This is a genomic window from Peptococcus simiae (genome assembly GCF_046097595.1).
GTDB lineage: Bacteria > Bacillota > Peptococcia > Peptococcales > Peptococcaceae > Peptococcus > Peptococcus simiae.
The window spans coordinates 85,119-98,616 of record NZ_JBJUVG010000003.1; the positions used below are offsets into that span (position 1 = coordinate 85,119).

The window sequence follows — 13,498 nt, forward strand, 5'->3', positions numbered from 1 at the left end:
AGGGTATATAATATGATACTTTTATATAAAGCGCCGGCCGGCAAAGACCTGGACCTGGCCCTGGCCTTCTTTGACCGGGTCAAGCTGGCCTACCGGCTCTTGGACGATGAGGCAGCCGGCCACTCGCTCAATGCCTTAATCGAAGGGGAGAATAGCCCCAGCGGCCAGACGGCCGACCAGTCGGCTATTATTTTTAGCAAGGACTACAGTGAAGAAGAGGTCCGGCGGATCCTAGACCTAATCCTGGCCACCGGCCTCCGTCTCCAGGTGCCCATCCTGGTCACCGAGGCCAATGGACCCTCCAGCCTAAGCGAGGTCCTGGAAGATATGGCTGCCCAGCAGGCCTTTATCGCTACCCTGACCCACCTCCAGCAGCTGATTGATGCCACCGGCCGGTTAAAGGAAGAGGACTATGACCCGGACAAGTGGAGCGAGATGAAGATTGCTATTGCTGATGCCAACGATGTTTTAGCGGACTTAGTGGGGGAAGACGCCCAGGCAGCAGCCCAGGCCAGAGCGGCCATTACTGACAAAAGGGATGCCCTGGCAGCCAGCATGGAGCGCTTGCTGTCTTACACCGGGCCCAGCCACTAGAGGAAGATGTATAAGGAGGAAGAGGCTTGTTAAGCTTAACAAAATTATTAACCGGCGATGCCTACTTTGGGGATAGCCTGAGATATACAGAGAAAAGTCGGAACCAAATGCACGGGGTATCTGAAGGCCGGGGCCCGGTCGTGGCCTGGAACTATACCCGGACCTGTAACTTAAAATGCAAGCACTGCTATGCCCATGCAGAGGCCAAGCAGTATGAAGGGGAACTGACCACTGAAGAAGCCAAGGCCTTTATCGATGACCTGGCTGACTTTAAGGTGCCGGTTATCCTCTTTTCCGGTGGCGAGCCCCTGGTCCGCAAGGACTTCTTTGACCTGGCCGCCTATGCCCGGGAAAAAGGCATCCGGGCCACCCTGTCGACCAATGGGACCCTCATTACCCCGGAAGTGGCCCAAAAGATTAAGGACCACGGCATCGGTTATGTAGGGATTTCCATTGACGGCCTACGGGAAACCAACGACACCTTCCGGGGTGTGGAAGGGGCCTTTGATGCAGCCATGGCCGGTATCCGCAACTGCCGGGCTGTTAACCAGCGGGTCGGCCTCCGCTTTACCATCAGCCGGTCCACCATGGATGACGTCGACGCCGTCCTGGATATGCTGGAAAATGAAGACATTGACCGGATTTGCTTCTACCACCTGGTTTATTCCGGCCGGGGGGAAACCCTGGTCACCGATGACCTAACCCATGAAGAAACCCGGGCCATTGTCGATAAAATCTGCGACCGGGTTGTGGAATGGGATGAGCGGGGCCTGAAAAAGGAAGTCCTCCTGGTGGACAACCATGCCGATGGTCCCTACATGTACTTGAAATACAAGGACAAGGACCCGGCCCGGGCCGCCAAAATTTGGCAGCTCCTCTCGATGAACGGGGGCAACCGGAGCGGGATTGCCTTCGGCGAAGTGGACCACCTGGGCCATGTCCACCCAGACCAGTTTACCCAGCACCATGACTTGGGCAGCGTTAAAGACCGGCCCTTCAAGGAAATCTGGACCGACATGTCCAACCCGATCTTAGCCGGCCTCAAGGACCGGAAACCCCTCCTGGATGAAAAATGCCAGGCCTGTAACTGGCTGCCTATTTGTAACGGCAACTTCCGGGCCCGGGGTGAAGCGGTGACCGGCGACTTCTGGGGCTTTGACCCGGCCTGCTACCTGACCGATGAAGAACGGGCCATGCCCAACCCCCTTATGGAAGGTGATGCCGAATGAAGATCATGAGTTGGAACACCACCAATGACTGTAACCTCTTTTGCGCCCACTGCTACCGGGAGTCGGGCCAAAAGGATACCGGGGAACTTTCCACTGACCAGGGCAAGGCCTTAATTGACGGCGTGGCCCGGGCCGGTTTTCATATTATGATTTTCTCCGGCGGGGAGCCTATGGCCCGTCCGGATATTTATGAACTCATTGCCTATGCCAAAGAACAAGGCCTGCGGCCTGTTCTGGGGTCTAACGGGACCCTGATTGATGAAGAAGCTGCCCGCCGGTTAAAGGAAGCGGGCCTCATGGCAGCCGGCATTTCCCTGGATAGCCTGGATGCCGCCAAGCACGACAAGCTCCGGGCCAAAGAAGGGGCCCATGCCGCGGCCATCCGGGGCATGGAAAACTGCAAAAAAGCCGGCCTCCCCTTCCAAATTCATACCACCGTCATGGATTGGAATGAGGGCGAAGTGACAGACATCATGGACTTTGCCGTCGATATCGGCGCCCGGGCCCACCATATTTTCTTCCTGGTCCCGACCGGCCGGGGTGAAGACATTGTCGACATGGCCCTGGACCGGGAAGCCTATGAAGGGGTCCTGACCCGGATCATGTCCAAGGCCAAGGAAGTCCCCATTGAAGTCAAGCCCACCTGTGCCCCCCAGTTTATCCGGGTGGCCGATAAGGTCGGCCATGACCAGCGGTTTCGCAAGGGCTGCCTAGCCGGGATCACCTACTGCATTGTCAGCCCCAAGGGGGATGTCCAGCCCTGCGCCTATATGAAAATGGCCATCGGCAATGTCAAAGAGAAACCCTTTGATGAAATCTGGGCCGAGAGCTCGGTTTTCAAAACCCTCCGGACCGAAATCTACAGCGGCCAGTGCGGCCAGTGTAAATACGGCGCCAGCTGCGGCGGCTGTCGGGCCCGGGCGGCCTACTACCACAAAGGGGACTTTATGAGTGCCGACCCCCTGTGTATTTTAAATCAGGAGTGATACAAGCATGGTTCAGATGGATGATTTAGACCGGGCCATTTTAATGATCTTACAGCGGGGAATCCCCCTGACCCACCGGCCCTATGCCGACATGGCTGAAGAAATCGGCAATACCAGTGAGAAAGAAGTTATTCACCGGATTGCCCGCTTAAAAACCGACAATATTATCCGCCGCATGAGTGGCTTCTTTAATTCCCATGCCCTGGGCTACCGGTCCATGTTGATCGCGGTCCGCCCGGCGGAAGGCCACTTTGATGAAGCGGTCCAGGTGATCAACCGCTACCCGGGCGTGACCCACAACTATGAGCGGAGCCATGACTTTTGCATCTGGTTTACCCTCATAGCCATCAACCAGCCCACCTTGGACCATATTCTGGATACCATTGAAGCAAGCCCCTATGTGGCAGACATGCTCCGCTTTGAAATGAGCAAACGCTATAAAATAGATGTGACCTTTGATGTGACCAAGGCCGATGACAAGGGAAAGGAGGAGGTCTAATGTCCAGCCCTGTAACAGAACGGGAACGGGCCATCGTCCGGGCCCTGCAGAATGACCTGCCCCTGGTACCCGAACCCTACGCTGCCCTGGCTGAGGAAATGCAGATCAGCGAAGAAGAGCTCATGGCCGGCATCCAATCCTTAATGGACAAGGGCTGTCTCAAGCGGATTTCCATCGCCCTCCGCCATAAAAACGTGGGCTTTACCATCAATGTGATGGTGGTTTGGGATGTGCCGGATGACCAGGTCGATGCCATTGGCAAGGAGGTGGCGGCCCATCCGGCGGTGACCCATTGCTATCGGCGGAACCGGGACCCCCGCTTCCCCTATAACCTTTACACCATGGTCCACGCCCGGACTGATGAAGAATATGACCAAATCATCCAGGAACTCCTGGGGATTATCGGTAAGGATACCCCCCACGATGTCTCCTTTGATGCCCTTCGGTCCATGCGGGAACTGAAGAAAATTGGGATGAAGTACTTTATCGAAGACCCTGAAGATGTGATTGAAGATGAGGACTGAGGGACCGGACAGGGGGGATGAAGGGCTCTTCTTTGGCCGGCTTGGCCGTGACCTGGCCATCCTGGGCGCCCTCCTCCTGCCCTTGGGCATTGGGGCTCTGGCCGGCTTTTTAGTGGCCCTGACACCCAAGGCTTTTGCCCCGGGGGTCATCTGCCTGGCCCTGGGCGTCTTTAATATGATTGCCCTGGCCCTTTTGGAATTATCCGGCCAGTTAGAGGGAGTCTTGGTTCGGGTCGGCTACCAGCTGGCCTTTATCATGGCCCTGGTGGGCTATGCCGGCATTTATCTCAAGGCCTTCGGTCTCCTATAAGAGACACTTGTTGTCCAAACAGGTGTCTCTTTTTTTATTTGCAAACGTATTAGTTTTTTTTATTTTCATAATTCCCTGCCAGCCTGTACAATAATCGTTAAAAAATAATGAAATGGAGGCGTGGACAATGACTTTGGGCATTGTAGTGGTATATATGGCTGTCCTCCTGGGGGTCTCCTGGCTGGCAGCCTTATTCCAACGGGGCAAGAGCTCAGAAGCCTTTCTATTGGCGGATAAGCAGCTGCCCTGGCCCCTGGTTGGGGTTATGATTGCCGGCCTGGCCATCGGCGGGGCTTCGACGATTGGGGTGGCGGAAAATGCCTATGAGAGCGGGCTTTCGGCCGGCTGGTATAATGTGGCCTGGGCCTTGGGTCCCATCCTGGTCGGCTTCTTTCTAGCGGCCCGGGTCCGGATGACCAACCAGAAGACCGTCAGCCAGATGCTCGGGTCGGTCTTTGGCCCTTCCTTTGAGCTCCTGGCGGCTGGGGTCCAGGTGGTCATCAATACGGTAATCATCGCCCTGCAGATTATTGCCGGCGGGGCCATCTTGAGCGTTATCTTACCCAATGTTTTTACGGAAACCACCGGGATTATTTTCTCGGCGGTGATGTTTGCAGCGGTGGCGGTTATGGGTGGCCTCCTGGCAGCGGGCCTGTCCAATGTGGTCAATATGCTGGTCATCTATCTCGGAGTGGTACTGGGGGTGGTCTACCTTCTCCATGTTAATGGTGGGGCGGCCGGTCTCCAGGCCCTGCTGCCGGCCGGCATTAGTGGGGACGGGAGCCACTGGTTTTCCTTTGTCAAGGGGATGCCGGCGGCTGTTATTATTGCCTGGTGTGTGACCATGACCCTCCAGTGCCTGCCCAATACCGGGATTATGCAAAACTTTATCGCCGCCCGGACGCCGGCAGATGCCCGCCGGGGGGCCTTTTTCGGGGCGGCCATTATGATTCCCTGTGGCTTTTTGAGTGCCATTTTCGGCATTGCCTGCCGGGCCCACTTTCCGGACCTGGTTAACACAGCGGCGGCCCTGCCCACCATGGTCATGACCCTGCCGCCTATCCTATCCGGCCTGCTCCTGGCCGGGCTTTGGGCGGCAGATATATCGACAGCGACGGGTCTCTTGGTCGGGGTCAGTACCATTTGCACGGAGGATGTTATTTTTAAATACCTGGTCTCCGATAAAAACCGCCGCCACCGGCTGGTTATCACCCGGTTGGTGGTCCTGCTGGTGGTCCTGGTGGCCACCCTGGCGGCCCTGCGCCTGTCCGGGATCTTAAGTACCATCATGGTGGCCCTGGCCCTGTACGCCCCCTATACCATTCTTCTGACGGCCCTCTACCTTTTCCCGGGAGCCCTCCGCCGGTCCAGCGGCTGGCTCACCTTCCTATTTGGTGCAGTGGCCCTGGTCGTGGTACAATGGGTGCAGCCGGCCTGGCGGCTCTTTGACCAGGCCATTTACTCGGTGTTATTATTTTCTTTACTGGGTTTTTGCCTGGCCCTGCTGGACCGCCGTCCGGTAGCGACAGAAAACTTATATGTCAACAAAGCAGTAGAGTAGATTTTTTGGAGGTGGGGGTATGGCCATACTGGTTAACCCGGAACAACCGCTCAGAGAGCGGTTAGATGAAACGATGAATAATGCCTTTACACGGGAGGCAACGGCCCTGGCGCAGGATAACTTCAATGCCGGCCGAGAAGCATACACAAGCAAGAAAAAGGACTGGCAGGCCATTAAAGACTATGCCGCAGCCATCCGGGCCCATACCCTGGACCACTTAGATGACTACCTGGCAACCTTTATTGACCATGCCACAGCCAATGGCAGCCAGGTCCACCTGGCTAAGACCGATCAAGAGGCCCGGGATATTGTCCTGGGGATTATTGAGGCCGTTGGCGGCAAAAGCGTGGTCAAGAGTAAGTCCATGATGAGCGAGGAAGTGGGCATTAACCCGGCTCTCCAGGCCGCCGGCATTGAGGTGACGGAAACCGACCTGGGGGAATGGATCCTGGAGCTGGACGACTGGGATACCCCTTCCCATATCCTGGCCCCGGCCATGCACAAGGACCGCTACCGGATCCACGAACTTTTTACTGAGTACGGCTACACCGGGACGACAGATATCCCGGAAATGACCCGGTTTGCCCGGGAGTCGCTGCGGAAAAAATTCCTGGCGGCCGATGTCGGCATGACCGGCTGCAACTTTGCCATTGCCTCCACCGGGTCCACCTGCATTATGACCAATGAAGGCAATGGCCGGATGGTGACCAGCCTACCCTCTACCCAGATTGTCCTCATGGGCATGGAACGGATTGTCCCCAATATGAGCGACCTGGATGCCATGATGCAGGTCCTGCCCCAGTCGGTCCTGGGGCTGACCACCTCCAGCTACCTGTCCTTTACCCACGGTCCCCGACGGGCAGATGAAATCGATGGGCCGGACCAGGTCCACATTATTATTATTGATAATGGCCGGTCCGATATCCTGGGCAGTCCCTTTCACGATATGCTCCGCTGCATCCGCTGTGGGACCTGCCAAAATGTCTGCCCGGTCTACCGGCACATCACCGGCCATGGCTACGGGTCCATTTACGAAGGCCCCATGGGCATCGTCCTAACCCCGCTCTTGGCCGGCAAGGACCAGACCGGCCACCTGCCCTACCTGTCCACCCTCTGCGGCGAATGCACCGCCAACTGTCCGGTGGAAATCCCCCTGCATGAACTCATCCTGAAGCACCGGGAAAGCCTCCATGACCGGGCCCAGCTTACCCCTGAGGCCGCCATCTTCAAGGGGGCCGGCCTGGCCCTGGGCAGTTCTCTGACCTATAAGGCTATGCTGGCCTTTGGCCGTCCCCTCATGCGGGGCCTGGCCCTGGTCCAGGGCTCTGGTGACCACCTGGACGGCCGGAATGTCCTGCCTGTTTTATCCAACTGGACCAAGGGTCGGAACCTGCCTCTCTTGGCCAAGCCCTTCCATCAAGTAACGGCCCGTCAGCTGAAAGGAGATGGTTCTCGTGACTGAGACCAGTCGTCAAGCCTTTTTAGGGGCCGTAACCGGGGCCCTAAAAAACCATAAGAAAGCAGCCAGACCGGACCCGGCCACCAGCCCCGCCTACCACCGGCTGGCTGACCTGGGCCCGGAAACCCTGGTTGACCACTTTCTGAGCCAGGCCCCCATCCGTCACTTTACCGGGGACCGGGTCCAGACCGCCCAACTGGCTGAGGCCTTAAAGCCGGTCCTGACCCGGCCGGGCATGGATAAGATTGTCATCTGTGATGATGACATGACCCGGGCCCTGGACCTGGAAGGGGCCCTCAAGGCTGCTGGCAAGGCCCCCCTGGTCTACCGGCCTGAGGACCATGACCATGCCAGCCTGGTGGACCTCTTAAAAGACGCCAACCTGGGCTTTACTGTCCCGACCTATGGTCTGGCCGATGTGGGGGCCGTTATCGAGATGGCCTCCCGGGCTATTCCCAAAAGCTTTAGCCTCCTGCCTCCGGTCCATATCAGCCTCCTGCCCTTATCCAGGCTCTACCCCTCCATGAGCCAAGTGGCCGACCTCTTGGACGCCCGCTACCAAAAAGAGGGGTTGACCTCCGGCATGAACCAGATTTGCGGACCGTCTTCCACCGGGGACATTGAAAGTTACTTGGTGACCGGGGCCCATGGACCGGTTGAAGAACACGTCTTTATTATTATGGATAAATAGTCCTTTCTTGAGGCGCCGTCAGGCGCCTTTTTTGTGCCCTGAAAGGGCTGGCTGAGCTCCTTCGACAGGTGAGTTAGCTAATGCTGAAAAAACCTTGCAGGACAGATGACCTGGGCCTATACTTATAGTAGGTTTTGAATATTACATTTGCCTGGATACGCCAGACCCTTGGGGACTGGCCATCCAGCTGGCATTTCAACTAAGAAGGGAGGACTTATGAGCCTTAGCTATCGCCTGCTGGCCGGCTTGGTGCGGCTATCAGGGGTCAAGCGGGTCTTCCGTAAGCCGGCGGCTGAGATCCTGGCCTATGCCACCAGGCAAAATGAGCGAAAGCCCTTCCGGCCGGACCGGCTCCGCCGACGGGCGGCCAGGAAGGGCTATACCTGTCTGTTGGAGGATATCGCCGGTTACCCCTGTATCCGCTTTCAGCCTTGCCAGTCCCCTCAAGCCGAAGCCATCCTGTATTTGTATGGCGGCGGCATGATTACCGGGCCGGACCGGCTGGACTTTTCCCTGGCCGAGCGGCTCATGGCCCGGACCGGGAAGGATGTCTGGCTGCCCCTTTACCCCCTCTGCTTGGACCAGAGTGTGGCCCGGGCCTACACCGTCAGCCTGGCGGTCTACGAAAGGATGCTGTCGACCTATCCGGCAGGGGGAATCCGGGTTCTGGGCTTTTCCTCCGGGGCTGCCCTGGCCCTGGGTATCTTCCTCTTAAACAATGACCGAGGCCAGCCCCTGCCCATGCCCCAAGAGATCATTGCTGTGTCGCCGGGCGGCCTGCCCGACCCCAGCCGGCCGGAAGACCAGGCCCTGCTGGCTGACTTGGCCCGGTATTCGGAGCGGGATGTGCTGATTGATGCCGCCTACTTCGAAACGGCCCGGCAGATTTTAAAGCGGGGGGAGGACCTGCCGGCCTTTATGCTGGACGGCTGCCGCGGCGATTTTAGAGACTTTCCTCCGACCTGTTTCTATTATGGGTCCCATGAATGCCTCTATGCCTATGCCCCTTACTTTAAGGCTGCCTATGACCGTTACCGGCGGCCCTGCCAGGTCATCGTCGGCCCGGGCCTCTGCCATTGTTATCCCCTCCTGCGCTTTTTTAAAGAGGGAAGGCAGGCACAAGAAGAAATCATTCGGCGGCTCAAATAGGCCTTCTGGCGAGACAATAAAAGCCCTAGCGGACAAGCAGTCCGCTAGGGCTTTTGTGTGCTTTTTATGTGTCCGGCAGGCCAAGCAAAAAGCCACCGGCGGGCCGGTGGCTTGGGACGTTCAGTGCTCACGGACGGTTCAGCTGTTTCTCATCAGGTAGTTGTAGGCACCTAGGGCGGCAGTGGCGCCGCTGCCCTGGGCAATGACAATCTGCTTGAAGCTGGTGTCTGTACAGTCGCCGGCAGCATAGAGGCCGGGGATATTGGTGGCGCCGACGGCGTCGGTGATGATTTCACCGACGCCATTTTTCTCAACGTTGCTGATCCAATCGGTAGTCGGGACCAGGCCCACCTGGATAAAGCAGCCATCGATGGCTTCTTCAATGCTTTCCCCGCTGACCCGGTCGACATAGCTGATTTTTTCCAGCATCTCGTCGCCGGTGAGGGCCTTGGTTTCGGCATTGGTGACCACCCGGACATTGTCCAGGCTGGCCAGTTTTTCCTGGAGGACGGCGTCTGCCTTGAGTTCGGGCAGGAATTCCAGGACCAGGACTTCCTTGGCCAGGCCGGCCAGGTCAATAGCGGCTTCAATACCTGAGTTGCCGCCGCCGATGACGGTGACCTTCTTGCCGGTAAAGAGGGGGCCGTCGCAGTGGGTGCAGTAGGCCACCCCCTTGTTGCGGAATTCGATTTCGCCGGGAATGCCGATCAACCGCCACTTGGCCCCGGTGGCAATGACCACCGTCCGGGCCGAGAGCTGGCCGGCATCAGTTTTGACCGTCAGGGGTGATCCTTCAGCGATATCTTCAACGGTGACCTCATCCAGGATATCCACCTGGTACTTGACCAGCTGGTCCTTGACATCAGCCATGAACCGAGGCCCTTCGGTATAGGCCAGGCCGGTGATGTTTTCGATGGCCAGGGTTTCCTTGACCTGGCCCCCGAAGTCCTTGGCGACCAGGCCGGTGGTGATCCCCTTCCGGGCGGCATAAATGGCAGCCGTTGCCCCGGCCGGGCCACCGCCAATGACCAGGAGGTCATAGACCGGTTTATCTTCCAGGTGGCGGTCGGCCTTGGTTCCGGTGACCTGGTCCAGGATCTGGCCCAGGCTGATTTTCCCGTTGTAGAAGCTTTCCCCGTTGAGGAAGCAGGCCGGAACCGCTAAGACACCCAGGGCGTTGACGTGGTCCTGGAACATAGAGCCGTCAATCATGGTGTGGCTGATTTTAGGGTTCAGAACGGCCATGATGTTGAGGGCTTGGACCACTTCCGGGCAATTATGGCAGCTCAGGCTGGCCACTGTTTCAAAGGCCAGGTCCCGGTCAATGGCCTGGATCCTTTCTTTCTCAGCCGGGGCAATTTTCGGCGCCCGGCCGCCGACCTGGAGCAGGGCTAGGACGAAGGACTCAAACTCATGGCCCAGGGGAATGCCGGCAAAGATGACACCACCGGCACTGGCTGAAGACAGGCTAAAGCTGGGGGTAAACTTGAGGGACCCTTCCTCAACCTTGAGCCGGTCAGACAGGCTGACCAGGTCATCGATGAAGACCCGCATCTTTTGGGCATTTTCAGATTCGTCGAGGCTGAGGGTGATGAGGACATCTTCTTCCAGCAGCTGGAGGTAGTCTTTAACCTGGTTTTTTAACTGGGCATCCAACATTAGATTTTACCGACAAGGTCCAGACCCGGGGTTAGGGTTTCGCCGGATTCTTTCCACTTGGCCGGGCAAACTTCGCCGGGGTTTTCACGGACAAACTGGGCGGCCCGGATTTTATCGTAGATCTGGCTGGCATCCCGGCCAATGCCGTCGGCATTGACTTCAACGGTTTGGATGATGCCGTCCGGGTCGATGACAAAGGTGGCCCGCTGCGCCAGACCGGCTTCTTCGTCTAAGACGTCGAAGGACCGGGTGATGGACTTGTGGGGGTCAGCCAGCATGGTGTATTCCAGCTTGCTGATGGCATCTGAATGGTCGTGCCAGGCCTTATGGACAAAGTGGGTATCGGTGGACATGGAGTAAACTTCTACACCCAGTTCCTGTAACTTGGCGTATTGGCTCTGCATGTCTTCCAATTCGGTGGGGCAGACAAAGGTAAAGTCTGCCGGGTAGAACATTAAAACGGTCCATTGGCCTTCAAAGTCCTTGTTGGAGACTTGGACAAATTCTTCTTTTTTAGGGTTATATCCATCAGCAATAAATTCCGGGATTTGTTTTCTGACTTGAGACATAATAAGTTCCTCCTTAAAATTTCTTGCTAGTAGTTAGTTGTAGGCAACTACTTATAGTATACCCAACTTCATCAGAAATAACAAGTTTGACAAAAGTAACAAAAGGAACCCGACCTGAAGCCGGACTTCAGGTCGGGTTCCCTACTTATGCAATGCTTATAAAGAGGCTATCTGCCTGACTGTTTTCCTGGGCATAGGTTTGCAGGTGGAGGCTGCCGTCGGCACCGGGCCGGATGGCAGAAATCCGCCTGGTATTGGGCCGGTCTTTACTGGCGTTAATGAGGGGGAGGGCCCCTTCATTTAAGGCCAGGGGGGCCAGGGTGCCGGTTTTTAGGTCGAGGACAGAAAGCCTGGTGAAGGCCTGGTCGTCCCCGGTTCGGTCAACGGGGAAAAGGGCCAGGTAGTGGTCACTAAAGAGGACCTTCTGAATGAAAAAGGACTTGGACTGGGGCAGGAGGTCCAGGGTCGGGTCCAGCCGCCAGGTCCAGCGGCCGGCGTCAAGGTCATAGTGCCAGACCTCTTCGGTCCGCCCCTTTAGGGTTCGCATTTCCCGGGAGGCTACGAGCTGGTTGTCCTTGAGGACGGGGTCGCGGAAGGCATAGCCTTCGGAAATCATCTTGGCCGATCCGGGCTTAGTTAAGTCACAGAGGACCATGCTCTCAGACAGGCCTCCCTGGCCGATGGTCCAGACGACCCTGTCTTGGTCCAGCTGGACATCCAGGTAGTAGCGGTGGGGGTCCTTAAGGGTGTCAAGGACCTGGTAGTCGCCGGTCTTTCGGTTATAGGCTCTGAGTTGGGCGGAAGCGCCGGGCTTATCCTTTAAGCCGGTGGTATAGACAATCCAGTTTTCATTGGCGGCTAGCTTATCGATGTCCGGATAAAGCTGGTCGGCAATGAGCCGGGCCTGGCCGGGGTTAGCCAGAGGCGCCTCATAGAGGTTAAAGGGCATGCCGCCGGGGCTATCTGTGGAGGCCGTTTCCTGCCAGACCAGGCGGTCAGCGGTGGGAATCAGGGTCGGATTGGTGAGAACGCCCAGTTTGTTCTTGCCCGTTAGGATGACCCGACCCCGGTGGTAGAGCTTGCTGTAGCCGCCGCTGTTGAGCTGGGCATCACCGGTCAGGAGGCTACCGTCCGCCAGTCGGTCGATGACCTTGTCCACCTGGGGCGCCTCGGCCTTCAGGGCCGGGGTTGGCCCGGTGACGGACAGGGTCTTGTCCGGCTTGAGGACCTTGGTCGGGGTGAGGATGGTAATGCTGCGACTGTCAGGGCTCCAATTCACTGTGCCGACGGTCTCCACCAAGGCCCGGAGGGGGAGGTAGACATAGGGCCCGTCCTCATAGGGGGCGGCCGGGGCCTGGGCCGGGTTTTGGTTAACCATGTAGGTGGTTTGGTCCAGGGTCCACTGGCTAGTGGTACCGGTTAAACTGGTGACGGTCACGGCATGGCCATCACGAATGGCGGAAAAATGGAGCCGGGGCAGGAGCCGGTCGCTGATCATGGTTGTATTATCCACCAGGCTGATGCCGGCGGCCTGGTCTCCCGGGCTAAGGGCCTGGCCATTTACAATGACCTGGCTATCGGTTGGGGCCGGCTGGACCACCTGTTTGTCGGCCGGGACCTTGGCATTGGCGGTCGCCGGGGCGGGGTTATCCTGGGCCAGGGCCGGCGCCCCGGCAGCTAGGGCCAGGAGACAGGCCAGGCCCACAAGGATGAATTGGGTCTTCTTAAACATGGTAGACTCCTTTCTTGACTGGTGTAGCGAATGGCCCTTGCAAGAAGGGTCGGAACTTAGTTTAAGTATAGCAAAAATAAGCCCGTAAAGCTATAAACATTCATTTAAGATGGACTTTTGTCTTTTATATAAACGACTTTCAACCAGCCGGGTCAGATATCCGTAATAAGTAACAATTTGTTATTTTGATAATCAAACTATTTACTTTGATATTCAAACTATCTATAATAAGAGGCAATTGCTTTGATAATCAAAGTAATCAAATGCTGATGATAACCTGAGGAGGTATACAAAATGATTTTTGACAAAGTAAAAGACGCCATTGTAGAAACCCTGAACTGTGATGCTGAAGCGGTCACCATGGAAGCCCGCCTGCGGGAAGACCTGGACGCAGACTCCCTCGATGCAACGGAACTCATCATGAACCTGGAAGAAGCCTTCGGCCTGTCCATTTCCGATGAGGAAAGCCAACAACTCACCACCGTTGGGGATATTGTCAAGTACATCGAAAAAGCGCAGCAGTAATTAAGGGCAGG

The 13,498-nt window shown here is 57.0% G+C and carries 14 protein-coding genes; 11 read left to right on the top strand and 3 right to left on the bottom strand.

The genetic code is table 11. The features are described from left to right. Window positions 1-12: 12 nt before the first annotated feature. The 10 genes from ACKQTC_RS03440 (at window position 13) to ACKQTC_RS03485 (ending at window position 9,002) form a co-directional block, all read left to right on the top strand. The gene (locus tag ACKQTC_RS03440; protein WP_408977031.1) at window positions 13-594 is read left to right on the top strand and encodes a hypothetical protein; all 582 of its coding nucleotides are present in this window, start codon (window positions 13-15) and stop codon (window positions 592-594) included. Between the two features lie 26 nt (window positions 595-620). Next, complete coding sequence (locus ACKQTC_RS03445; protein WP_408977032.1) at window positions 621-1,823, top strand: radical SAM protein; 1,203 nt, start codon at window positions 621-623, stop codon at window positions 1,821-1,823. After that, the gene (gene nirJ2, locus ACKQTC_RS03450; RefSeq protein WP_408977033.1) at window positions 1,820-2,809 is read left to right on the top strand and encodes a putative heme d1 biosynthesis radical SAM protein NirJ2; all 990 of its coding nucleotides are present in this window, start codon (window positions 1,820-1,822) and stop codon (window positions 2,807-2,809) included. The genes ACKQTC_RS03445 and nirJ2 overlap by 4 nt, the downstream gene beginning before the upstream one ends. Before the next feature lie 7 nt (window positions 2,810-2,816). After that, a complete protein-coding gene (gene ahbA / locus ACKQTC_RS03455; protein WP_408977034.1) occupies window positions 2,817-3,308 on the top strand; it encodes a siroheme decarboxylase subunit alpha in 492 nt (163 codons plus the stop codon). Then, a complete protein-coding gene (gene ahbB / locus ACKQTC_RS03460) occupies window positions 3,308-3,832 on the top strand; it encodes a siroheme decarboxylase subunit beta (protein ID WP_408977035.1) in 525 nt (174 codons plus the stop codon). Before ahbA ends, ahbB begins: the two co-directional genes overlap by 1 nt. Further along, entirely contained in the window at window positions 3,816-4,142 is a 327-nt protein-coding gene (locus ACKQTC_RS03465) for a hypothetical protein (protein WP_408977036.1), read from the top strand. The genes ahbB and ACKQTC_RS03465 overlap by 17 nt, the downstream gene beginning before the upstream one ends. 127 nt (window positions 4,143-4,269) lie before the next feature. Further along, entirely contained in the window at window positions 4,270-5,703 is a 1,434-nt protein-coding gene (locus tag ACKQTC_RS03470) for a sodium:solute symporter family protein (protein ID WP_408977037.1), read from the top strand. 19 nt (window positions 5,704-5,722) lie between these two features. Further along, window positions 5,723-7,165 (top strand): LutB/LldF family L-lactate oxidation iron-sulfur protein, encoded by a 1,443-nt coding sequence (locus ACKQTC_RS03475; RefSeq protein ID WP_408977038.1) that lies wholly within the window; start codon window positions 5,723-5,725, stop codon window positions 7,163-7,165. Further along, a complete protein-coding gene (locus ACKQTC_RS03480; RefSeq protein ID WP_408977039.1) occupies window positions 7,158-7,853 on the top strand; it encodes a LutC/YkgG family protein in 696 nt (231 codons plus the stop codon). Before ACKQTC_RS03475 ends, ACKQTC_RS03480 begins: the two co-directional genes overlap by 8 nt. A 216-nt stretch (window positions 7,854-8,069) precedes the next feature. Beyond that, window positions 8,070-9,002, top strand: a complete 933-nt coding sequence (locus tag ACKQTC_RS03485) for an alpha/beta hydrolase (protein ID WP_408977040.1) — start codon at window positions 8,070-8,072, stop codon at window positions 9,000-9,002. A 138-nt stretch (window positions 9,003-9,140) separates the two neighbouring features. Here the strand turns inward: ACKQTC_RS03485 and ahpF are convergent, their stop codons facing one another. From ahpF to ACKQTC_RS03500, 3 genes are all read right to left on the bottom strand, one after another. Beyond that, window positions 9,141-10,661: an alkyl hydroperoxide reductase subunit F gene (gene ahpF, locus ACKQTC_RS03490; protein ID WP_408977041.1), complete on the bottom strand. Its 1,521-nt coding sequence runs from the start codon at window positions 10,659-10,661 to the stop codon at window positions 9,141-9,143. Next, entirely contained in the window at window positions 10,661-11,230 is a 570-nt protein-coding gene (gene ahpC, locus ACKQTC_RS03495; protein ID WP_408977042.1) for an alkyl hydroperoxide reductase subunit C, read from the bottom strand. Before ahpC ends, ahpF begins: the two co-directional genes overlap by 1 nt. A gap of 145 nt (window positions 11,231-11,375) precedes the next feature. Continuing rightward, window positions 11,376-12,962 carry a hypothetical protein gene (locus ACKQTC_RS03500; RefSeq protein WP_408977043.1) on the bottom strand — a complete coding sequence of 529 codons (1,587 nt, stop codon included), beginning with the start codon at window positions 12,960-12,962 and terminating at the stop codon, window positions 11,376-11,378. Window positions 12,963-13,256: 294 nt separating this feature from the next. Here ACKQTC_RS03500 and acpP point away from each other — a divergent pair, with 294 nt between their 5' ends. Continuing rightward, window positions 13,257-13,487 (top strand): acyl carrier protein, encoded by a 231-nt coding sequence (gene acpP, locus ACKQTC_RS03505; RefSeq protein ID WP_408977044.1) that lies wholly within the window; start codon window positions 13,257-13,259, stop codon window positions 13,485-13,487. Window positions 13,488-13,498 lie beyond the last annotated feature (11 nt).